The organism is Haloarcula sp. CBA1122 (assembly GCF_009741785.1).
In the GTDB taxonomy this organism is placed as follows: Archaea; Halobacteriota; Halobacteria; order Halobacteriales; family Haloarculaceae; genus Haloarcula; species Haloarcula hispanica.
On record NZ_WPCB01000016.1, the window covers coordinates 58,876 to 76,002 of the forward strand.

Annotated in this window: 21 protein-coding genes and 3 pseudogenes; 8 read left to right on the top strand and 16 right to left on the bottom strand. The window is 54.8% G+C overall.

The window, feature by feature from the left end:
• Positions 1 to 219 precede the first annotated feature (219 nt).
• From GJ630_RS08620 to GJ630_RS08650, 8 genes are all read right to left on the bottom strand, one after another.
• On the bottom strand, positions 220 to 1,368 hold the full coding sequence (locus GJ630_RS08620; protein WP_191449727.1) for an SOSS complex subunit B family protein: 1,149 nt from the start codon (positions 1,366 to 1,368) through the stop codon (positions 220 to 222).
• Between the two features lie 697 nt (positions 1,369 to 2,065).
• On the bottom strand, positions 2,066 to 2,251 hold the full coding sequence (locus tag GJ630_RS08625) for a hypothetical protein (RefSeq protein ID WP_191449728.1): 186 nt from the start codon (positions 2,249 to 2,251) through the stop codon (positions 2,066 to 2,068).
• Positions 2,252 to 2,839: 588 nt separating this feature from the next.
• Positions 2,840 to 3,328 (bottom strand): hypothetical protein, encoded by a 489-nt coding sequence (locus GJ630_RS08630; RefSeq protein ID WP_191449729.1) that lies wholly within the window; start codon positions 3,326 to 3,328, stop codon positions 2,840 to 2,842.
• Between the two features lie 133 nt (positions 3,329 to 3,461).
• Positions 3,462 to 3,827 (bottom strand): hypothetical protein, encoded by a 366-nt coding sequence (locus tag GJ630_RS08635; RefSeq protein ID WP_191449730.1) that lies wholly within the window; start codon positions 3,825 to 3,827, stop codon positions 3,462 to 3,464.
• Between the two features lie 208 nt (positions 3,828 to 4,035).
• The gene (locus GJ630_RS19505; protein ID WP_197427629.1) at positions 4,036 to 4,191 is read right to left on the bottom strand and encodes a hypothetical protein; all 156 of its coding nucleotides are present in this window, start codon (positions 4,189 to 4,191) and stop codon (positions 4,036 to 4,038) included.
• Between the two features lie 425 nt (positions 4,192 to 4,616).
• Positions 4,617 to 5,120 carry a hypothetical protein gene (locus GJ630_RS08640; protein WP_050038601.1) on the bottom strand — a complete coding sequence of 168 codons (504 nt, stop codon included), beginning with the start codon at positions 5,118 to 5,120 and terminating at the stop codon, positions 4,617 to 4,619.
• A gap of 237 nt (positions 5,121 to 5,357) precedes the next feature.
• Positions 5,358 to 6,095, bottom strand: coding sequence for a hypothetical protein (locus GJ630_RS08645; protein ID WP_191449731.1), 738 nt, complete (start codon positions 6,093 to 6,095; stop codon positions 5,358 to 5,360).
• Positions 6,096 to 6,098: 3 nt separating this feature from the next.
• Complete coding sequence (locus GJ630_RS08650; RefSeq protein WP_191449732.1) at positions 6,099 to 6,959, bottom strand: hypothetical protein; 861 nt, start codon at positions 6,957 to 6,959, stop codon at positions 6,099 to 6,101.
• Between the two features lie 107 nt (positions 6,960 to 7,066).
• Here GJ630_RS08650 and GJ630_RS08655 point away from each other — a divergent pair, with 107 nt between their 5' ends.
• Complete coding sequence (locus tag GJ630_RS08655; protein WP_050038598.1) at positions 7,067 to 8,515, top strand: hypothetical protein; 1,449 nt, start codon at positions 7,067 to 7,069, stop codon at positions 8,513 to 8,515.
• A complete protein-coding gene (locus GJ630_RS08660; protein ID WP_191449733.1) occupies positions 8,515 to 9,924 on the top strand; it encodes a hypothetical protein in 1,410 nt (469 codons plus the stop codon). The genes GJ630_RS08655 and GJ630_RS08660 overlap by 1 nt, the downstream gene beginning before the upstream one ends.
• Before the next feature lie 71 nt (positions 9,925 to 9,995).
• On the opposite strand, the pseudogene GJ630_RS20010 reads toward GJ630_RS08660, so the two are convergent.
• Positions 9,996 to 10,245, bottom strand: a pseudogene (locus GJ630_RS20010) (hypothetical protein).
• 11 nt (positions 10,246 to 10,256) lie between these two features.
• Positions 10,257 to 10,490: pseudogene (locus GJ630_RS20015) on the bottom strand (hypothetical protein).
• Between the two features lie 234 nt (positions 10,491 to 10,724).
• Between GJ630_RS20015 and GJ630_RS08665 the strand changes: the two are divergent.
• Both GJ630_RS08665 and GJ630_RS08670 read left to right on the top strand, forming a co-directional pair.
• A complete protein-coding gene (locus tag GJ630_RS08665; protein ID WP_050038597.1) occupies positions 10,725 to 11,165 on the top strand; it encodes a hypothetical protein in 441 nt (146 codons plus the stop codon).
• Between the two features lie 64 nt (positions 11,166 to 11,229).
• Complete coding sequence (locus GJ630_RS08670) at positions 11,230 to 11,481, top strand: type II toxin-antitoxin system HicA family toxin (protein ID WP_079980880.1); 252 nt, start codon at positions 11,230 to 11,232, stop codon at positions 11,479 to 11,481.
• Positions 11,482 to 11,743: 262 nt separating this feature from the next.
• On the opposite strand, the gene GJ630_RS08675 is transcribed toward GJ630_RS08670, so the two are convergent.
• From GJ630_RS08675 to GJ630_RS08685, 3 genes are all read right to left on the bottom strand, one after another.
• Positions 11,744 to 12,007, bottom strand: coding sequence for a hypothetical protein (locus tag GJ630_RS08675; protein WP_191449734.1), 264 nt, complete (start codon positions 12,005 to 12,007; stop codon positions 11,744 to 11,746).
• Positions 12,004 to 12,333: a hypothetical protein gene (locus tag GJ630_RS08680; protein WP_050038595.1), complete on the bottom strand. Its 330-nt coding sequence runs from the start codon at positions 12,331 to 12,333 to the stop codon at positions 12,004 to 12,006. The genes GJ630_RS08675 and GJ630_RS08680 overlap by 4 nt, the downstream gene beginning before the upstream one ends.
• A 159-nt stretch (positions 12,334 to 12,492) precedes the next feature.
• Positions 12,493 to 12,786, bottom strand: a complete 294-nt coding sequence (locus GJ630_RS08685) for a hypothetical protein (RefSeq protein ID WP_144443783.1) — start codon at positions 12,784 to 12,786, stop codon at positions 12,493 to 12,495.
• A gap of 174 nt (positions 12,787 to 12,960) precedes the next feature.
• On the opposite strand from GJ630_RS08685, the gene GJ630_RS08690 reads away from it, so the two are divergent.
• Both GJ630_RS08690 and GJ630_RS08695 read left to right on the top strand, forming a co-directional pair.
• Positions 12,961 to 13,239, top strand: coding sequence for a hypothetical protein (locus tag GJ630_RS08690; RefSeq protein WP_191449735.1), 279 nt, complete (start codon positions 12,961 to 12,963; stop codon positions 13,237 to 13,239).
• Positions 13,240 to 13,567: 328 nt separating this feature from the next.
• Complete coding sequence (locus GJ630_RS08695) at positions 13,568 to 14,440, top strand: hypothetical protein (RefSeq protein ID WP_191449736.1); 873 nt, start codon at positions 13,568 to 13,570, stop codon at positions 14,438 to 14,440.
• A gap of 324 nt (positions 14,441 to 14,764) precedes the next feature.
• Here the strand turns inward: GJ630_RS08695 and GJ630_RS08700 are convergent, their stop codons facing one another.
• A complete protein-coding gene (locus GJ630_RS08700) occupies positions 14,765 to 15,010 on the bottom strand; it encodes a hypothetical protein (protein WP_191449737.1) in 246 nt (81 codons plus the stop codon).
• Between the two features lie 85 nt (positions 15,011 to 15,095).
• Here GJ630_RS08700 and GJ630_RS20525 point away from each other — a divergent pair, with 85 nt between their 5' ends.
• Entirely contained in the window at positions 15,096 to 15,356 is a 261-nt protein-coding gene (locus GJ630_RS20525) for a hypothetical protein (RefSeq protein WP_371727251.1), read from the top strand.
• A 264-nt stretch (positions 15,357 to 15,620) separates the two neighbouring features.
• Here the strand turns inward: GJ630_RS20525 and GJ630_RS08705 are convergent, their stop codons facing one another.
• A complete protein-coding gene (locus GJ630_RS08705; protein ID WP_023842954.1) occupies positions 15,621 to 15,830 on the bottom strand; it encodes a hypothetical protein in 210 nt (69 codons plus the stop codon).
• Positions 15,831 to 16,048: 218 nt separating this feature from the next.
• Between GJ630_RS08705 and GJ630_RS08710 the strand changes: the two genes are divergently transcribed.
• Positions 16,049 to 16,369, top strand: coding sequence for a hypothetical protein (locus tag GJ630_RS08710; RefSeq protein WP_191449738.1), 321 nt, complete (start codon positions 16,049 to 16,051; stop codon positions 16,367 to 16,369).
• 99 nt (positions 16,370 to 16,468) lie between these two features.
• Here GJ630_RS08710 and GJ630_RS08715 read toward each other — a convergent pair.
• Positions 16,469 to 17,127, bottom strand: a pseudogene (locus tag GJ630_RS08715) (hypothetical protein); the annotation flags it as partial.

A 17,127-nucleotide genomic window follows, 5' to 3' on the forward strand; every position in this document is an offset into this window, starting at 1 on the left:
TGGCCCACGCTCACGCACACACCAAGACATCGGCTCTCTCACAGCCCCCACCAGACTGACCCACGTCGACGCGCTGGTGCGGTGGCGTGCCAGTCCGTGCGCGCGGTTGTCTCGCCGCCGCCCGCTGTGCCGGAGGCGGCGGCGAGGCCGCGTGCGCGAGCACCGTCGCACCGCCTGAGGAAGCCCCCGCTCGATGGGGAACGCCCTCGCTACCGGGCGTTAGTCTGCTTCGGAGTGGACGAGACCCTGATGGGTGGCGGCTCCATGCTCAGTGTCGAACAGGTCCGAACACCCGGACTCGGGACAGCGGGCCTTCCCGAGCGTCACGGCGACCGCGCGGTCAGAATCCCGCTCGTTGGCCCACTGATGGGTGTCTGACTCTGCTTCCCATGACGCCGCCGTTCGACTATCGCCGGACGAACCGAACGAGCCGCCCCCGTGTCCGGTAGGCGCGGGACCGTCGCCACGCTCGATGATGCACATGAGCGTGTCGCTCGTGACGGCCACCGTCTTGATACCGTTGTAGTCGTCTGGCTTGCCCCCGGAGATTCGCACCCGGTCGCCCTCGTGAAGCGTGCGCACCATCTCGCCGCCGTGCATGGATTTGCCCCAGACCGTGACCTTCGCGCTCGTTCCCTCGTCGTCCTCGATATAGAGGACTTGGTACTGGTTCCGCGCGTCTGGCTCCGCGATGATGTGCGTTACTTCGCCTTCAACCGTACACTCGTAGCCGTAGGGCGAGACATCCGCGATAGGCGTGGGAGTTGCCAGTTCGCTCTGGGCCTCGTCTAAGACGGTAAAGGAAGCCTCATACAGGCTGTTACAGTCGCCCATCTGCCCGGACACAAGGGCCGCGAGTCGGCGGCCTGCTGCCGCTCGTGACAGGCTGGTTTTGTCTGCCAGCGTCGCGGCCTGCTGGTTGACTCGCGCCAGCGTGTCGCGGTCCATCCACTGCCGGGGGTCAGCCGGGGAACGGAACCCGTCAGCCCGTCCGGTTTCCGCGTCGGTGAGCTGGCGAGCCGAGGCTTCGCGGTCGGCACCGTCGACGTGGGCGCGTGCGACCTCGAAGTGTCGGGCTTGCTCGGCTTCGCGCCCGTGGCGTTCTTCCTGTTGTTCCAGCGTTTCGCCAAACCGCCGGTCCGGACCAACCTCGGTCGAGCGGGTCCAGTCGTATGCCTCCTCCTGCCGGGCGTAGAAGTTGCCACGGCTATCGCTACCCCGATTCATCCTGAAATCGAGTTCGTCGCCGTTCTCCGTCTCTGCGACCGCCTCTAGAAGCTGTTCGGGGCCACCGTCGACGTGGGCCGAAAGAGAAACCGTCTGGTTGCTTGCCGATGCTTTCTTACCGCTGGAATTGGTAGCGTACATTGTCTTTCAGTTCCCATACGGAAAGACACTTGTCGGGTGCTGCTACACCCGATTTCTGCGGCGTGAAACTGCCCTGCCAGCGCCGCGTGCGTCGTGTCTTTCCGTACCTAAAGGCATGGGTGCCGACTACTTAAAGATAACGGACCATTTGGATTGTTTCAAGTGCAATATTCGGGTGTCTGAGTGGTTTCTAAGCGGCGTCTTGTGTTTCGCGTTTCGAGGGAAAATAGTATATAAAGGACGTAGGTGGTTGACACCCCGGTGGGCGGTCCCATCGTGTGCGGTGGCGGTGAGCCAGCATCCCGCGCGGCCAAGCGAGTGCCGGATGGGTGAAAGCCCGGCAGCGCAACGAAGTGAGCAGCCCGGAACACAGGGCACGCAGTGCCCGTCCTCGTTCCGGCGAGGGAGCGCCGGCCGCGAGGGTTCCTCACCCGGATCGCGCGCGACTCCGACGCGTGCGTTCGATTCTGCTGTGCTGTGGCGTGCTGTAGCAGTCGGTGGGACTGAAAGGGGCACGCCGCTGGCGCTTGTTGTAGTCGGGTCAGCGGCCCCTATCCGCGTGCGGTTTGCGCGGATATGTCGCTGAGCGACCGCCAGCGGCGTGGGGCTTTCAAGGTGTGCTGGTCCGACACGGAGTCCGTCGTCGCGATACCGTTCGGAGTAGTGCCGTCGAAGCCAGCAGTCCCGTCGCAGTCAGTCATACCGCCGACGTCAGTGTCAGTAGTCCCGTCACCAGCAGTTCGACGAGTACCGCCAGCCGAACCGTCGGCTCCCTCGACACCGTCACGAGTGCCACACGACTCGACTCCAGGCCAAGCAGTTCCAGAATCCCCTGCTCGCTACACACGAGACGAATCTCACCCGAACCCTCTCCGCCGGTCATCGGTCCACGCACCGGCTCCGGCAAGAGTGAGAGTGCCGCCCAGCGGCGGCTGCCCGGCGGTCAGACGACACCCCAGCCAGCCACTCGTCTCTCCCGGCCGTCAGTCCCACGCCGACACACACTCGTCTCTCGCGCTCTCAGCCCGCCTGCCAGCCCCACGCTGCTATCCACCAGTCATACCTCTGTATCGCCCGGCTGTCTGCCCTACGCTGCTTTCCATCGGACATCCGTCTGTTTCGCCCGGCCGTCTGCCCCACGCTGAGAGGGACCGACTGCCAGCGCGAGTGCAGTCGTGTCCCTCTCGTCTCCAACCGCGCGCGACCCCGACGTGCGCGTCGTCACTCCCCGGAAACGCAGACCAGCGATTCTACATAACTCGCTGGTGGCCTTCCGCGCAGGTGACGACAGGCTCGGTACGCGGGTCACGAGCGCGTGGGTCTGCCTCGACGTCGACAGTCTCGGTCTTGACGATTGCTGCGTTACACTCCTTTCTCGGGCATGAATCAGGAGTCTCCGACATTCGTGTTCCTCACCCGCCAGGAACACACAAAATCGGGTTCGACGAAAACTGACTGCCGCAGCTCTCCCTCAGAAGTGGACGTCGGCGGGGACGATCCAGAGGGTATCACTCTCGTCCAGAAGCCGGTCAAGCTGCGCCCGATCGCGAATCCCGCATCCGTGTTCCTCGTACAGTGCAATCTCTGGACCCTTGGCGGCTCCGACTCTCTGGAACGCACATCGAGCGAGGTCTTTGTCGCGCATAATCTCCTCGTCTGAAAGCTCGTCGAGGGCGTCTTTGACCGTCTGGAGATTACGCTCGAACGCTGATTTCGTTGTCTCCCAGCCATCGCCAAGGAGTTCTTGCCCGGCCTCGGAGTCGACCGGAGCCGCGGTCGGACGCTCGCCCCACCGGGATTGGCCTGCGACAGTGGAACTCTCGTCGAACGTGACGTAGTAGTCGAACACTGCGTCTGAGTGCCTGTCGACGCCGACTAGGTTGTCGAAAACGCCTTTGCCAGCGGCGAGTGCTGCGTCTGCTGTCGATGCCTCAACGAGCGCGTAGATGAGCATGTGCATTGGTAGATCGTGACCTGCCGGCGCTCCACGCACTGCAGTCAGTGCGACGCCGGCACCCTCGTCGGCGCACACAAAAGTACGCTACACGAGGTCCGTCTGACATCGAGCCCCGCTCTCGAAGCTGGAGTCTTGCTTACAGGAGACGAGCGAGGGACTGCTTGAGACGACCCTTCAGGCCGGATGTTGTGAGGACCTCAATCTCGACGACACAAGAACACAGCAGCAACAGCTCGCCACACGCGGGGCACTCCTCGTAGTCACAGAGCCGATGATGTATCTCGCCATGCTCGACACCACACGCAGGACACGACTGGTCGCGCCACCGTTCGAGGTCGACGGTAACGGCCCGTTCGTTGCTCTGGAGGACTTGGAGCCTGTACGTGAGATACTGGCTGCCCTCGCCCCACGGAATCGGGTCGGAAGCCACCCCATTGACGTAGTAACGCTTGTCGACACACGCCGACGCTGACCGTGGCCGGCGGCAGTCGGGACAACACATCTACCTCTCACCCCGTGGACGCCCCGCAAAAACCTCGCCACTGGCCTGTGCCTGCCGGTGCTGGGCATGAATGTCTGGTCGGTCGTCGGCTTCGGTGCTTGGAGACTGTTCGTCGACGGACTGCTGTTCGGTGCTCATGTTCGGGAAACCCCTCACCCTCTCGGGGGACACAAAATTGCTTCCAGTACGAGTACGCACTCGACGGGACTCAGGCCTCAGCGACGTCCCAGACAGAGAGATGACCGGTAGAACAGACGCCGGCGTGACGCCCGACAGCCATGCAGGGCCCGTACGCTCCGTCGACACACGCGATGCGCTCGGCGTCGAAGATCGGCGCGTCACACTCGTCGGTTCTGCAGGTCATATAGTTGGATGAGTCACTGGACATCACGCATCGCCCGCCATCGCTTGGTGACGGAGCTCGCTTTCGTCTGGTAAATCCCAGCCGTGGTACTTGCGAGCGATGTGGCGTGCTCGCTTGACGTTGACCACGACGCCGGCTGCTGGAGACTGATGTGCCTCAATGCGATCTTTCAGGTATGCAGTTACGATTAGTTAGATTTCCGCTACTAACTGGGTGTCTGCCGGTGCTACACACCGTATTCCATATGAAAATCTGGAGTGTTTGTTGCGACTTATGCAACAAGGAGCGGTTTGACGGCGGCACGCACGTTCGAACGACATCTGAAGGGGAGAAAATGCTGTCATTAGCGAAGGGTCTGAACAGCAGGCGACTAAATGGGAATATCTAAGTACTACCCTCTGTGTCGCTACGTGGCTATCAGCTCCTTAGTACGCTCCGAGTTCTTCGCGAACGCGAAACTCCAGCCAGTCTATCCGCTCCTCTAAATCAGACATCTCTTCATCAATCTCATCTTCGACCTCCCGAAACCGTCCAGAAAGCGTTCCGAAGGGTGAATCCGGGTCTGGATCGCTCACCTCATCAATTTCTGCGACTGGTGCGATACCTGTACCGTCGGAGGTAAAGTAAAGTCCAGCATCTGCCTTGCCCTCGGGAGATACACGCCGGAAAGTAACCTCAGAACGCCAGTACATCCGCTCAAGCTGGGTTGCGACTATAGACTGGCGTGCAGCCTTGGCTCCGTCGACAGCGTCCTCTCCGACGAGATCAGCCGGGAACAGATGTGCGTGATTCTCGTAGAGGTGTGATTCGATCTCAGCGATGGACAGTGCCTGTTCTTGATAGTCCCGGAACAAGGAGTGGATTTCTGTCTTGAGCGGGTCATACGTGCTGGCATCTTTCCATGCATCAGAGTCCAGATCTATCGGCATATTGGTGTGTAAATAGCATTTTTATATAACAGTACCGGCGATGTCGTGTGGTTCTACTGCTACTGCCAGGGGGCTCGAATCTGCCTCGATATTCTACCCGTGCTCCCCACGAGTGTACTCGCACCACTCAGAGAGCGTCTCAAAGGACATATCTGCCAACACAGCCTTCTCAGCGTCACCGTCCACCGAAACAGCCACGGCGAATTCGTTCTAGATATTCCGCTATATTAGCAGCCACTATAAAAACGAGTGACTAGCAAACTCGTCTTTTAGATAGAGGACTGATAGTCCGGTCATTGCATTAATTCCTTCTCTGTTGGAATAGATATCACCCTTGTCACCCGTCACGAGCCGGCCTGCAATACCAAGATTCTGCAGAACATAGCTATCTGCTACCACCTCTGCATCTGGATGCTCAGTCTGAGAGCCATGTGAAATCATTTCGGCAAGGCGAACTCGAAGATCTTCATCTCGCTCATCTTCCACAGAGATATAATCTATTCGTTCTGAGAGAGTCTCTTTTCTGGAATCGGCTTGGGTTGTAATTCGCTCAACGAGATCCCGCATCGCGTCTCTAACATCCAAATGGGTACAGTCCTCAGTCAATGCTTTCTTGAAGTATTTTCGAATTTTTCCTTGGACTTGGGTCTCAACATCATGTTCTTCAATAAATATCTCTGAAACAGTTTCTGGCCCCAACTCCGACTCCTGACGTGAATCAACTTCCAATTCGCACATCCTTGCGTCTTTTCTGAGGCGTGCTTTCTCGTCATCAAACTTACCGTAATCCTTGGACCATTTGAGTTCTGTTTCGGCACGCGGTTTTCCCTTTTTACAGCAGTACTCGTATATTACCTGATCGGAAATGAAAAGAGAGTTATCAGTCGATATCAGCCTATCTGTGTGTTCATCCCATCGGTTCTGGAGGAACGAATAGCCGAGCAGAACGTTTGAGTCGACACAGTAGCTTGCCATGTTTCAGTCCGCCCTCAGCCGGGAAACCATCACTGCTTCAGCGGCTTCATCAGCAACCTCTGAGGTTTCCTTCACAGTCAAATAGTCTTCATCATACTCGTGAATCTGTTCCCGCAGTTCCTCTTTCGCCTCATGTGGCTCATCAATTCCCAAGTCAGATAGTACACTCATTGATGAGGTATTCGTAGCAGTGGACTCCGCTAAATCCACACAGAACAGAGACCAGAAGGTATCAAGAACTCGCTCAAGATGACCTATCGTTGCTTCAGGATTGTCTATTCGCTCGCTTAGAATGCTGTAACAGTGGTACAGCTCATTTTCGTGTTCAGGAAATGCCTCAGTTGGATACACCTGAACGAAGTCATTCAATAGCCTGCGAAACCCAACGCGGTCAAATTCCGTTGTGTTCACGTCTCCAGAAGATTTGATTGACCCAATCCGTTTGTCCAGCTGGCGGTAGTTGCGCTGGAGTTGATACGGTGCATCTTCGTACTGCAAATCAGTGATTCCTTCTAACCCTCTTTCATAGTATCTTTCCAGAACCCCTGTCACTACATCTCTGACAGTCCATTCGGCAGAAGTAGAGAGGTCGGTGCTAACTCCCGATTCATTTAGCTTGATCTCATGACCACCGCCTGTCTCAACGACTTCTAAAAGAGGGCTCTGGGAGGTCCGGGCACAGGTCCCGTACTTGTACCAAAACAGCCCAATATTTGATTCAATCTCTGGCTCTGCAGAGAGTTCTTTATGAATAAAGTAAATGAGCTTGTGAAAGGCTTTGGTCCTCAAAGGTGTGGAATAGCTTCGTTCCTGATATAGTACGGGAACAATGTCGTCTAAATTAACAGACTCAGAAGTCGCCATGTTGACTAATTATCAAGTATAGAAGTAAAAGCGCTTTTCGGTTGTCTACAGGCAATTGTTGCTGGGTTGCCTGTATGATATACTGGTAGAATATTATAATTAACCAGATGTTTCAGAATCACGAAGGAGGGAGGGAAGTTAATTTTCAGCATTCAGAGGATTATAAAGATCAGATCAAACTCTACTGGGAAGCTCGGGGATATGATTTAGTTGAGGATTCTGTTGATGATAATGACACTGCTGATTTGATCTTCAGGAAGACTCATGAACACGGTGATGAAGATGTCTACGTTGAAGCAAAGTATTCCAAAGTAAGCCGAACTAACGATGGCTTCCTTACCGAAGTAGGAAGATACTTTTTCAGATATCTATCAGACGGCCCTTTTGAATTCCATGTTTTTGCCAGAGATCTAAGCAATATCAGCGCATGGAGGAAAATCTTCGATCCGGGTATTCAACGGGATAGCGCAGTCCGTGAATTTTACGAGAGAATCAGAGAAGACGCCAATTTTCAACCGGAGGAAAAACAAAACTTCGAGGAAGCACGCTTTGAGAAGTTCCTTGATTTCGTATCCTCTACCAAGATACATAAGGCCAGTTATGAAGTCCTCAAGATGGACACAGACCGGCTTCAGAACTCCGACAAGTATCAGATCAATCAGTTTATTTCGGAGCGAGAACCGCTCAACGAAGCCTCACAACTTAACGCGAATTTTGGAAAATTAGACCCTCTTCCAACAAATCTGTATGTGGGATTTCTTGATTCTAGTGTGTTCGATTCAAGGGTTCAGAATACAATACCGAGAACCGCCCCTTTTTGGTTCGAAAATAATAGAGTCTATTCGCTCCGTCCACCGGATGAATTCCCCGGGCCTGTGGAGCGCACCACAGAGATGGATACAGTGTCGGTGGAACCGTTCAGTTCCTGGGCACAGGAATCCGAGAATAAATTAGGGGCGAAAACACTCTTAATGAAAGAGATATGTCGGAATATTGTAACAAGGGAGTTCTCTTCGACTTTTAATAAGAACGCTAGCGGAGAATACTATGAGTCAGATGACTATTGTCAATGCGTAAAATACAGAGGTGATTATTACTTGCTATTCAAGCATCCGTCTCTGGCCGTTGAGACACAACACGTTGAGGACCAGTTGATAACAAAAGTGTTCGATGAAGAAGACACGTTTGTGAGACATAGATCTGCGAAACTCAAGGTTCATGATTTCGCAGGGAGATTCTACCTCTCGATTTTAGTTCGGAATCACTTCACAGAGAGTGGTGGGAAGCGAACGTTGATACGAGGTCCCGGCCGTGACCGGCTGACAGACAAATTTAATCAGAACGACTATACAAATAGCCAAGCCTTCAGCGAGTATCGCCACTGGAGAAAAATCCTAGGCATGGATAAGACAACATCTGCAAACGCAGATGAACAAGAGATTGGACTAAAGAAGATTGGCAGATTATCAGTTGGGAAGCGCCCTCCTGAAGACAGGCAGGAGGTCGAAGAACGGGATACTAGCCAGCAGCAGAAGCAACTGGGTGATTTCCAATAATGGATTTTGAAACGGAATACATTGAGGAGCCATCGTTGAAATTCAAAACTGGGGAAGCAAAGGATCCCAGAGCAGGTCTGATGGAATACGGACCGTGGACACCGGGGTCATCGGGTCATAATGAGATTAAAATTGGTCTCATTGGTACAAACCGATCAATCAGTGCGGTGAAAGGCTTACTTCAAGAGATGGAGACGGTCATTCCTAGGAACAGTGAGGAAGTTAAGAGACATCAACCACCTTTCCCCTCAATGGGCCCCAATTCACCGTTTGAAGCCTCATTTGTGTTGATGGATCGTCATCAGAGTGAGTTCACAAGACGAGATTTGGACCATATTACACAGCACGATAGTCCAAGTAAAAACGTCGGAATATTACTGGATCAGATGGACAAACGGTTGCAAATCTTGAAGCGTCGAAACGACCCGCCGCCGGACGTTGTCATCGTTGCCATTCCTGAAGAAATCGAAGATGCATGTACAAGCTCAGGGGTAAATAAGGCGAAAATGAAGGATGGTCCAACCGACTTTCATGACCGGATTAAGACCTTTGGTCTAAAGTATGATGTTCCCACACAACTGATTCGGCCGGCCAGTGTTCATTTCGATGGAACTGGCCAGTCTAAAGCAGAAGTCGCTTGGAATCTTTCGGTCGGTCTACTATATAAGTCTAGAGAAGGGAAGCCATGGAAAGTAGCCGATCTGGCCGAAGATACCTGCTACGCTGGAATCTCATTCTATCGAGAGCGCCATGGTGATCGAAGTAAAGCCCATGCCTCTCTTGCTCAAGTGTTTCTCGATACTGGCGAAAGTTTTGTAGTTTGGGGCGATCCCGCGATTAAAGACGATTCAAAATCGAATTACCACCTCACAAAAGATAGTGCTGAGGACATCGTAACCCAAATTCTAGACCAATATACGATGAACAAGCCTCGGCCAGAGAGGTTAGTTCTCCACAAAACTTCTCGATTCCATGATGAAGAGAAAGAAGGGTTCCTCAACGCTGCATCGGATATTCCAAAATTAGACTTCGTCACAATAAGAGAAGGTGATGGAATTCGTCTGTTTCCATCAGGTGACTACCCACCACTCAGAGGTACAGTCTTACACCCCCGGAATACGAACAAGTACTTTCTCTATACTCAGGGCTATGTCCCATCACTAGAGACATATCCCGGTCCAAGAATCCCGACACCGATAACTGTCGAGTTGGACCCAGATATCAATCACACCTCATATAGAGAGATATGCCGAGAAATATTGTCATTTACCAAGCTTGATTGGAATACCTCTTCGTTCTGTAAAAAGCAACCAGTTACAATCAAGGTCGCTCGATCTGTCGGTGCAATATTGGCCGAGTCAAAAAATCGGGGCATAGATGTCCAGCCGCAGTACTACTATTATATGTGATAGCTTCTAGCTTTGTTGAGAATCACAGTTACTAGCCGAACGGTGCACCATCTGTTGTAGCACTTGCAGGCCTACACTGTCGCTGCCATATGCTGATACTCAGTCTGCGACGGCGTCGGTTGCATTGTCAACCCGGCTAGGGCTAACTCTCGTAGCACCTCCGGCGGAACATCCCGAACCACACAGTACGGCGTCGAGCGTCCATTCACCGTACTGGCCGGCGCTCGGCGCAAGCACGTCGACGGACCCAGTAGCAACTACCTCTGGAATGGCCCGGGCAGCACGCCGAGCACGCTTGCGTTCCTCCACGGTACAGCTCATGCCTCAACACCTCAGACAAAATCGCCGACCAGTGATCTGCCGACGTGTGACTCAACGTTCCACCACGCTCGCCACGCGTGTATTCGCAGCAGTCGAGAAGCGTCTCATCGGGCGTATGCGACAACACGACCTTCTCGGCGTCACCCTCAACTTCGACAACAGCCACGGCGAACTCGCAGTTGTCCCAGTAGGGCTGTGCCCTCGCCATCGACGCTCAAAACCAGCGGACGGCCCTAGATCAGCAGTTCGGAGGCAAGGTGTGTGTCGGTCGTGCTGACAGATTTACTAGTCGGTGAAGCGGAAATGGCTTCACAGTGTCGAATATCTGTAATAATTATAAGCGGCTCCCTGCGAAATAATTTTCTCATTTTATATAGTATATTTTATACTATAAATAGCGGCTGATTCTGGCTCCAATTATCACCAAGTTACAATGGTCACATGGGTTTATGTGTGAGTAGTTTCAAGAAAAATTCGTTATGACTAGGGGAAACGACGGGAAATTCAAAAAAGACGTGACTGACGGCGAATTGTTGCACTACTTCGATACGCGAGAGCAACCAGTACTGAGCGCGGGCGACGTGGCCGATGAGTTCGACATTAAGCGCCAGACTGCGGATCGTCGACTGAAAGAACTCGAAGAAGAAGGCGAACTCAAGCGGATCATATTTGGTGAGCGGTCACAGGCTTGGTGGCGAGAACGCGACCAGGTAGTCTTAGTAAAGGAGGAAACAGGATTCTCTGCCCATGATGTCCTCACTGGTATCGCATCTGATGGCGAATCCCGTGTAGAGGCGCTGCGGGAATTGGCTGATGCCATCGAAGCTCACACAACCGGCGGAGAAGTAAAACCAGACCAGATTTATGAAGAACTAGATATCGACCCAGAGGAGAATTCTGGCGGCGAACCACCGTTTTAATCCATTTTTCCATTTACACCCCGGTAAGCGAACGCTTTTTAATGATAGTCGATATGTAAGGGACATGACGCGGCGGGACTTTTCGGGGCGTGAAATAGCGAAGGTATTAATCAATGAGTGGGGTTTTGAACCAGCAGGTGGACACGGCAGTCATCGTGTGCTTTACTATGAACATCCAGATAATCCCGCTGACAGGCGTAGAGTAACAGTCCCAATGCACGATTCTATTAGCACTGGGACACTTCGGGATATTGCGGACCAAGCGGGTGCAGACAGTTTTCAGGAGTTCTGCAGGGAAGTCAACCGATGTCTGTAGGCCTTAGCCCCTGACCAGCACATCTGTTATCACAGCTTGTTCGTTAGCGCACTCATCGTATAGGATTCAAAATTTACGGTAGCATAGTTCCCGCTTGGTTTGCCACCAAAACTACTGAGAATATCGGCACCGGTCGTTGTTCCGCCACAGCTAGATAGGACGTACACTTGTCTGTTCCGGTATTTTTCGAGTTGTGCGTGTGCGGGATTCAAGATCGGCGAGCGGTTTCAGGCACGACTCAAAAAGAGTGGCGCAGGTGTTGTTACGCCGTCGCCACGACGTGTTGATGCTCAGCCTGCGTGGGCGTCGGCTGCAACGTCAGTCCAGCCAGCGCCAGCTCCCGAAGCACCACCGGCGGGACGCCCTCTGTCTCTCGCAGTACGGCGTCGAGCGTCCAGGCGTCGTGTTCCGAACGGACCGGTGGCGTCGTCTCGACCACCGCGATCGGCGCGGTCTCCCGGAGCGCTCGGGCGGCCCGGCGAACGCGCTGGCGGTTCTCGACTGTGCAGCGAACAGTCTTGCTCATGCGTTCAGCCCCCGAGCGAGATCATCGACGAGCGAGCCCCTGACGTGTGGGCCGACGGCCCAGCCGCGTTCGTCCTGCGTGTACTCGCACCAGCCTGCGAGTGTTTCATACGGCGTCTCGGCGAGTGGGACCTTCTCGGCTTGGTCGTCCGTCGCAACGACGGCCACAGCGAATTCATATGAGTCCCAGTAGTGGGCCGCACCTTCGCCGTCGACACCGAGGAAAAGCGGGCGGCTCTGGGTGAGCAGTTCGCGAGCGATACGTTCCTGTGGATGTGCGTCAGTCGTGCCGACAGATTTACTAGTCGGCGAGGCAGACTTACTCATGGTTCTTCCAGGAACCGACGCGCCTGCCGTGTTGTGACCACGGTGGGCAACTCGTGTTCTCGAAGGCACAAAATCGCCCAGCAGCGCGTCTGTTCCTACTCAATAGTCACGGCTTCCGGCTACTTAGTGCTTGTCATAGTACTATGCCAAAAAGAAGCGCTAAGATTGGTCTCCGTAGTAGTATCTTCGTCCCTTTTCAGTCGCTTTGTAGAACCCATCAGTACTCTCAACTCTCTCTACGTATCCTTCCTTAAGCAGTTCCTTCAGATATCGATTAACAGTCCGTCTTTCGAACGTAGCACCTCTCTCCTTACAGTTGTGGAAAATAACGTTTGGCGGGAGGTGAAGCTCTGTTTCGACCAACAGACCCAGCACTTGTCTCACTCTTTCCTCCTTACCCATACTGCTATTTTCATCGGGTTTGCTGTTATTTCCGCCGGATTTGTCGGGCATACCTTGTTCTATGACTTGTGGCATTGTTCTGCTGTATTTGTCACAGTACGATGCCAACCACTAAGTGCTTGTGATGGTACATCACCGAATATGCGCGACTCGCCGGGGAACAATAGGCTACCAAAATCGAGCCACCGGGGTTAGGGCCCCGCTGACCCGGTCGCGCACGGCATCATGACCGAAGCAATCAGACCACAAAACGATACCGCACAGGACCGTCAGGAGCGTAGACTATCGACAGCCAAGTGCCTCTTATCAAACGCCGACACTGACGCCGCCGTCATCGAGTACTGCCAGACCGTCCTCGACCCACCGGGCTACGAGCGCAGCCACACCCAAGCACGCCTTGACGCCTGCACAGTCCGACTCGCGCTCGCCCAGACAGACACCACAACCAGACGAACACGCGAAGCCAGACAGGTGCTCCTCGCCGTCAGCGGAGGCCCACAATGAGTACGCACCACTTGCGCCGCCCGGCCTATCTCCATGGCCACCCGCAGCCGGTCGCCCAGCCACTCGAAGCCCCCACAGTGTCGCCCACAACTGTACCACTGCCACCAGCGGAGCGCGACCGGTGAACCCAGCGCCACGCTGGTCCAGGCGACGACAGCACATACAGACTGCTCGTCGTCGGCGCGGTGCCACGACACAAATCCACTAGACGAAGCGGGGCTGCCACGAGCCAACCACCGCGTCTAGAGAGCGCCAGCTACGTCACCGAGAGCCCGTGCTGTGGTCAGCACCGCTCGGTTCGATTCCGAGCACGGGTCCTGTGGTCACAATGCCACGACAAACAAACCCCAACGACGACGACAACGAGACCGACAAAGCCCTCGCCGACCACCTCGACATGGATATCGAACAGGCTGAGACGGATACCGACGAACTCCAGTCGATCATCAACGACCTCGACGGCGACGTCTCACCCCTCGTTTCGAGTGTTCTTGAGACGCTGGTCGCGACTATCGATGACCTCCACGAACGCGTCACCCAACTAGAGGCCGACGTTGAACAGACCCACGAGGTTGCCACCACCGCCGTCGGTGACGCCGCCACGAACGACCAGCGCCTCGACGACCTCGAAGCTCAGCAGGAAACCACCCGCGACGTCGCCAAGAGTGCCATCGCCAAAGCCCAGCAACTCGAAGCCGACACCGACCAGCAGGAAGACGCCGAACAGCTGCCCGAGGGCATCGAACCCAGTAGCTCCCCGCTGGATTTCTTCGCGAACTGCCGCCAATCGAAGGTCAAGACAGTGTTTGTCGAACGGTCGAACCGCCAGAACACCTATCGCGCCATCAGCATCGCCAAGCGCTGGCCCGAATTTGCCACGACACGAACCGACGGCAGCGGCGTCTTCATGACCAAAGCCGACCTTCAAACAGCCTTGACCGCTGAACTCGGGAAGGAACCCCACCGCCAGACGATCAAGCGCGTCTGGGAGACACTGGTCGACATCGGCGGCGACGACATCGTCGAGAAAACCCGGCAGGTCGGGCGAGCCCAGACGCAAACGGAGATCCTCGCGATGGATATGGCGACCGCCGAAGGGTTGCTCGAAAAACGCTACATCGGTCTCGATCTGTTGGAGAACAGCGACCACAAAGCCGCGACAGGTGGCGTCACACCCGTTGTGGTGGAATCATCGCCCTAACCCTGTGACACTCACCGGATAGGACGCGAACCGACACTGAACCAACGCTGCTGGACGCGGTGGTACGTGCCCTGCCGCCGTCGACGCCGCTGTTTGCTAGCTGCAGCAACCGGGAGCGACCCCCTGTTGTCAGGAGTGTAGTGAGTAGTCGTAACACGAATGGAGCGACCACAGCGATTCCAGTGGTCACAACGGGTGTGACAGATCCATCTTGGTACTGGTCTGGATCGCCTGCCTGTTCGGATATGGCTGATCGGGTTTCTCTGGAACGCCTCTCACCCGGCGGAGGCTCACAAAATATGGGCGAGTTCCCTTGCTGTCAGACTAGGATTGCTCTAGTGGCTCGACCCACTCGGGAGCGCAATCGTGTGTGCCGCCGTAGATCGAGCGCTCGGGATACTGGCCGTCGGCAGCCTCGACAGCGACGATCACGTTGCCGCCGGAGCGCGAAATCTCTGTAACGGTTCCGACGACTACATCGAGTGGGCCGTCTCCGTCGGTCCAGTCGGCTCGAACGTGGTCGCCGCGGTCGAAGTCATACTCCTCGAAGGAAGGTGCTGTCGTACTCATGATCTCCTCCGGCTCCGAGGGAGACACAAAATGGCTCGGATACCAGCCAGAGCGCTGATACTGCTTGCCGAGAGAAGAAGAACTGATTACCGAATTCCGGGTCCGGAAACCCGATGGCTGGACGACCGTCTCGTTTCCCGACGAAGTCGGTACAATCTCAGCTGCTGGTGGGAAGGTCGACGGCCAGCTGTGCCTGACTCTCTCCGCCGAACGAGAGGATGGTCACCGTCTCGTCGAACCCGGTATTCTCGACGTCGACGAAAATGACGAGCACTTGCTGGAGAATACAGTGCCCCGGACCGAAGACGGGACGAGTGTCGTTTTGGATCGGCTACTGCCGAGTTAGCCGTCGTTGTGAATCCGGACACCTCGGTAATAGGTCCCCGGGCGTTATCGAAAATACCGTACCCGCAATCCATGCAGAATATGACCGACGATTGCCGCTGCTATTATCAGTACTGCATCTGATTTGGAACCGGTCGTCTGGGGTAATGCCATCACAGCCGCCGAGAGCAGGTAGAGCAGGTATCCAGTCATCCACATTAATGTATTTCTTGAAACCATCTGGTTCAATATGTAGAGTGGTGGGGAATTTGATTACGGTATCCTGTTACCCGAGAAGGATGCCTTCACCCTTATCTATTATATCATCTATTTCATCGGCTCCTTCATCAAGTAGATCGTCTATTTCATCAGCAGCTTCTTGTCCTACCTCAACAGTCACGTCAGCGGCATCGTCAGCGAAACCCTGCAGATCTTCTCCAAAGTCTTCGGCGGTCTGTTCTCTCTCATCTTTAGAAATGTCCGTACATTCTATCATGACCACCAGTGGATGATTCGGATTTGTCTCATTCCAATAGAACTCAAGATTTTGGGCACCACAGGGAGTGTTCTCCCGAATTGCATCGTTAATCGCACAGCCTAAAACAGTTCCAGCACATATGAAACCTCCAACGGCAAGGATTGGTGTGTTTCCGGCAACATAGCCACCGATTACTTCATCAGAGCTATTTTGCGTGAAGCCTCTCTTCCCTGTACATGGATGATTCGGAATATGGACATCTTTTAGTCTTTGTCGGAGTCATTCAGTTGCTACTCGTCATCGCCGTTGGGTATGCTCCTCAACTGCTTTCAGATTCGTATACTGCTCGTATCCAACCAATGTTTGATACGAATTCACTGTGGATGGCAATCAGTTGGGGTGGAATTCTCCTTATCCATATGGGCCGAAGCGCACAGGCTGGGCTCGTTATATTTGACGAGGACAGGCCAGGAAGAAGCAGATTCTACCTTGTTTCTGCGGGAGCAGTCGCAATCGGGTTCCTAACCTTGCTCCTGATGTTTTTCTTACCCAAGTAAAGCTGTACTCTGTACCGACTGCTCAGCGAGAACTACAATGTGAGCTACGAATGGTTCTATGGCACCCTGAACAACCGTTACGCTCTGCCGACACGACAGCTACCGCTCCCACGGGAAGAAGCCATTCCGCTCGCGATAGGCACTGATCTGGTCCTGAAATTCCTGCTCCTGGAAGTCTGGCTCGTCGCTGTGGATATCCTCCGGTGAGACGCCGTCGGGAAGATGCTCGTAGCCCGTGACGTCCTCCGCGTCATCTTCCTGTTCGGGCTCGTGTCGGTGCTGCCCACACTCCCTGCAGGTCCAGATCAGCCGGTCAAGGTGTGGGTGGCACTCGAAGCCGTCCAGCCCGTGTGATTCGTGTCCCGTCACGGCGCCACACTGGCGACAGTGGAACCCGATACCGATTATCTCCGGTTCGGCTCTTGCCTGATGGCGCTGCACGACGCCGGGAACAAGCCAGTACATCCCATCATCCTCTCGGAACTCGGTCAGAATCTGCTGGAACTCTGAACGGTCGGTGACCGGCGACCCGTCCTCGAGATAGATCCGTGGCTGGACGTCGCCCCCATCCCCGTCCCAGTTGGTCTGTTCGTCGGCTGTCTCTAAGAGCGCCTGTCCGGGTTCCTCGTCGATCGTGGTTTCGGTCGGCAGGTCGGGCCACCCCTTCGTGAGAGTGGCGGCTGGCTCCGTCCCAAATGCTGCTCGGCACTTCACCGTCCCGTGAGAGACATCCTCGCCGCTCGCGATGCTGTCGGAAA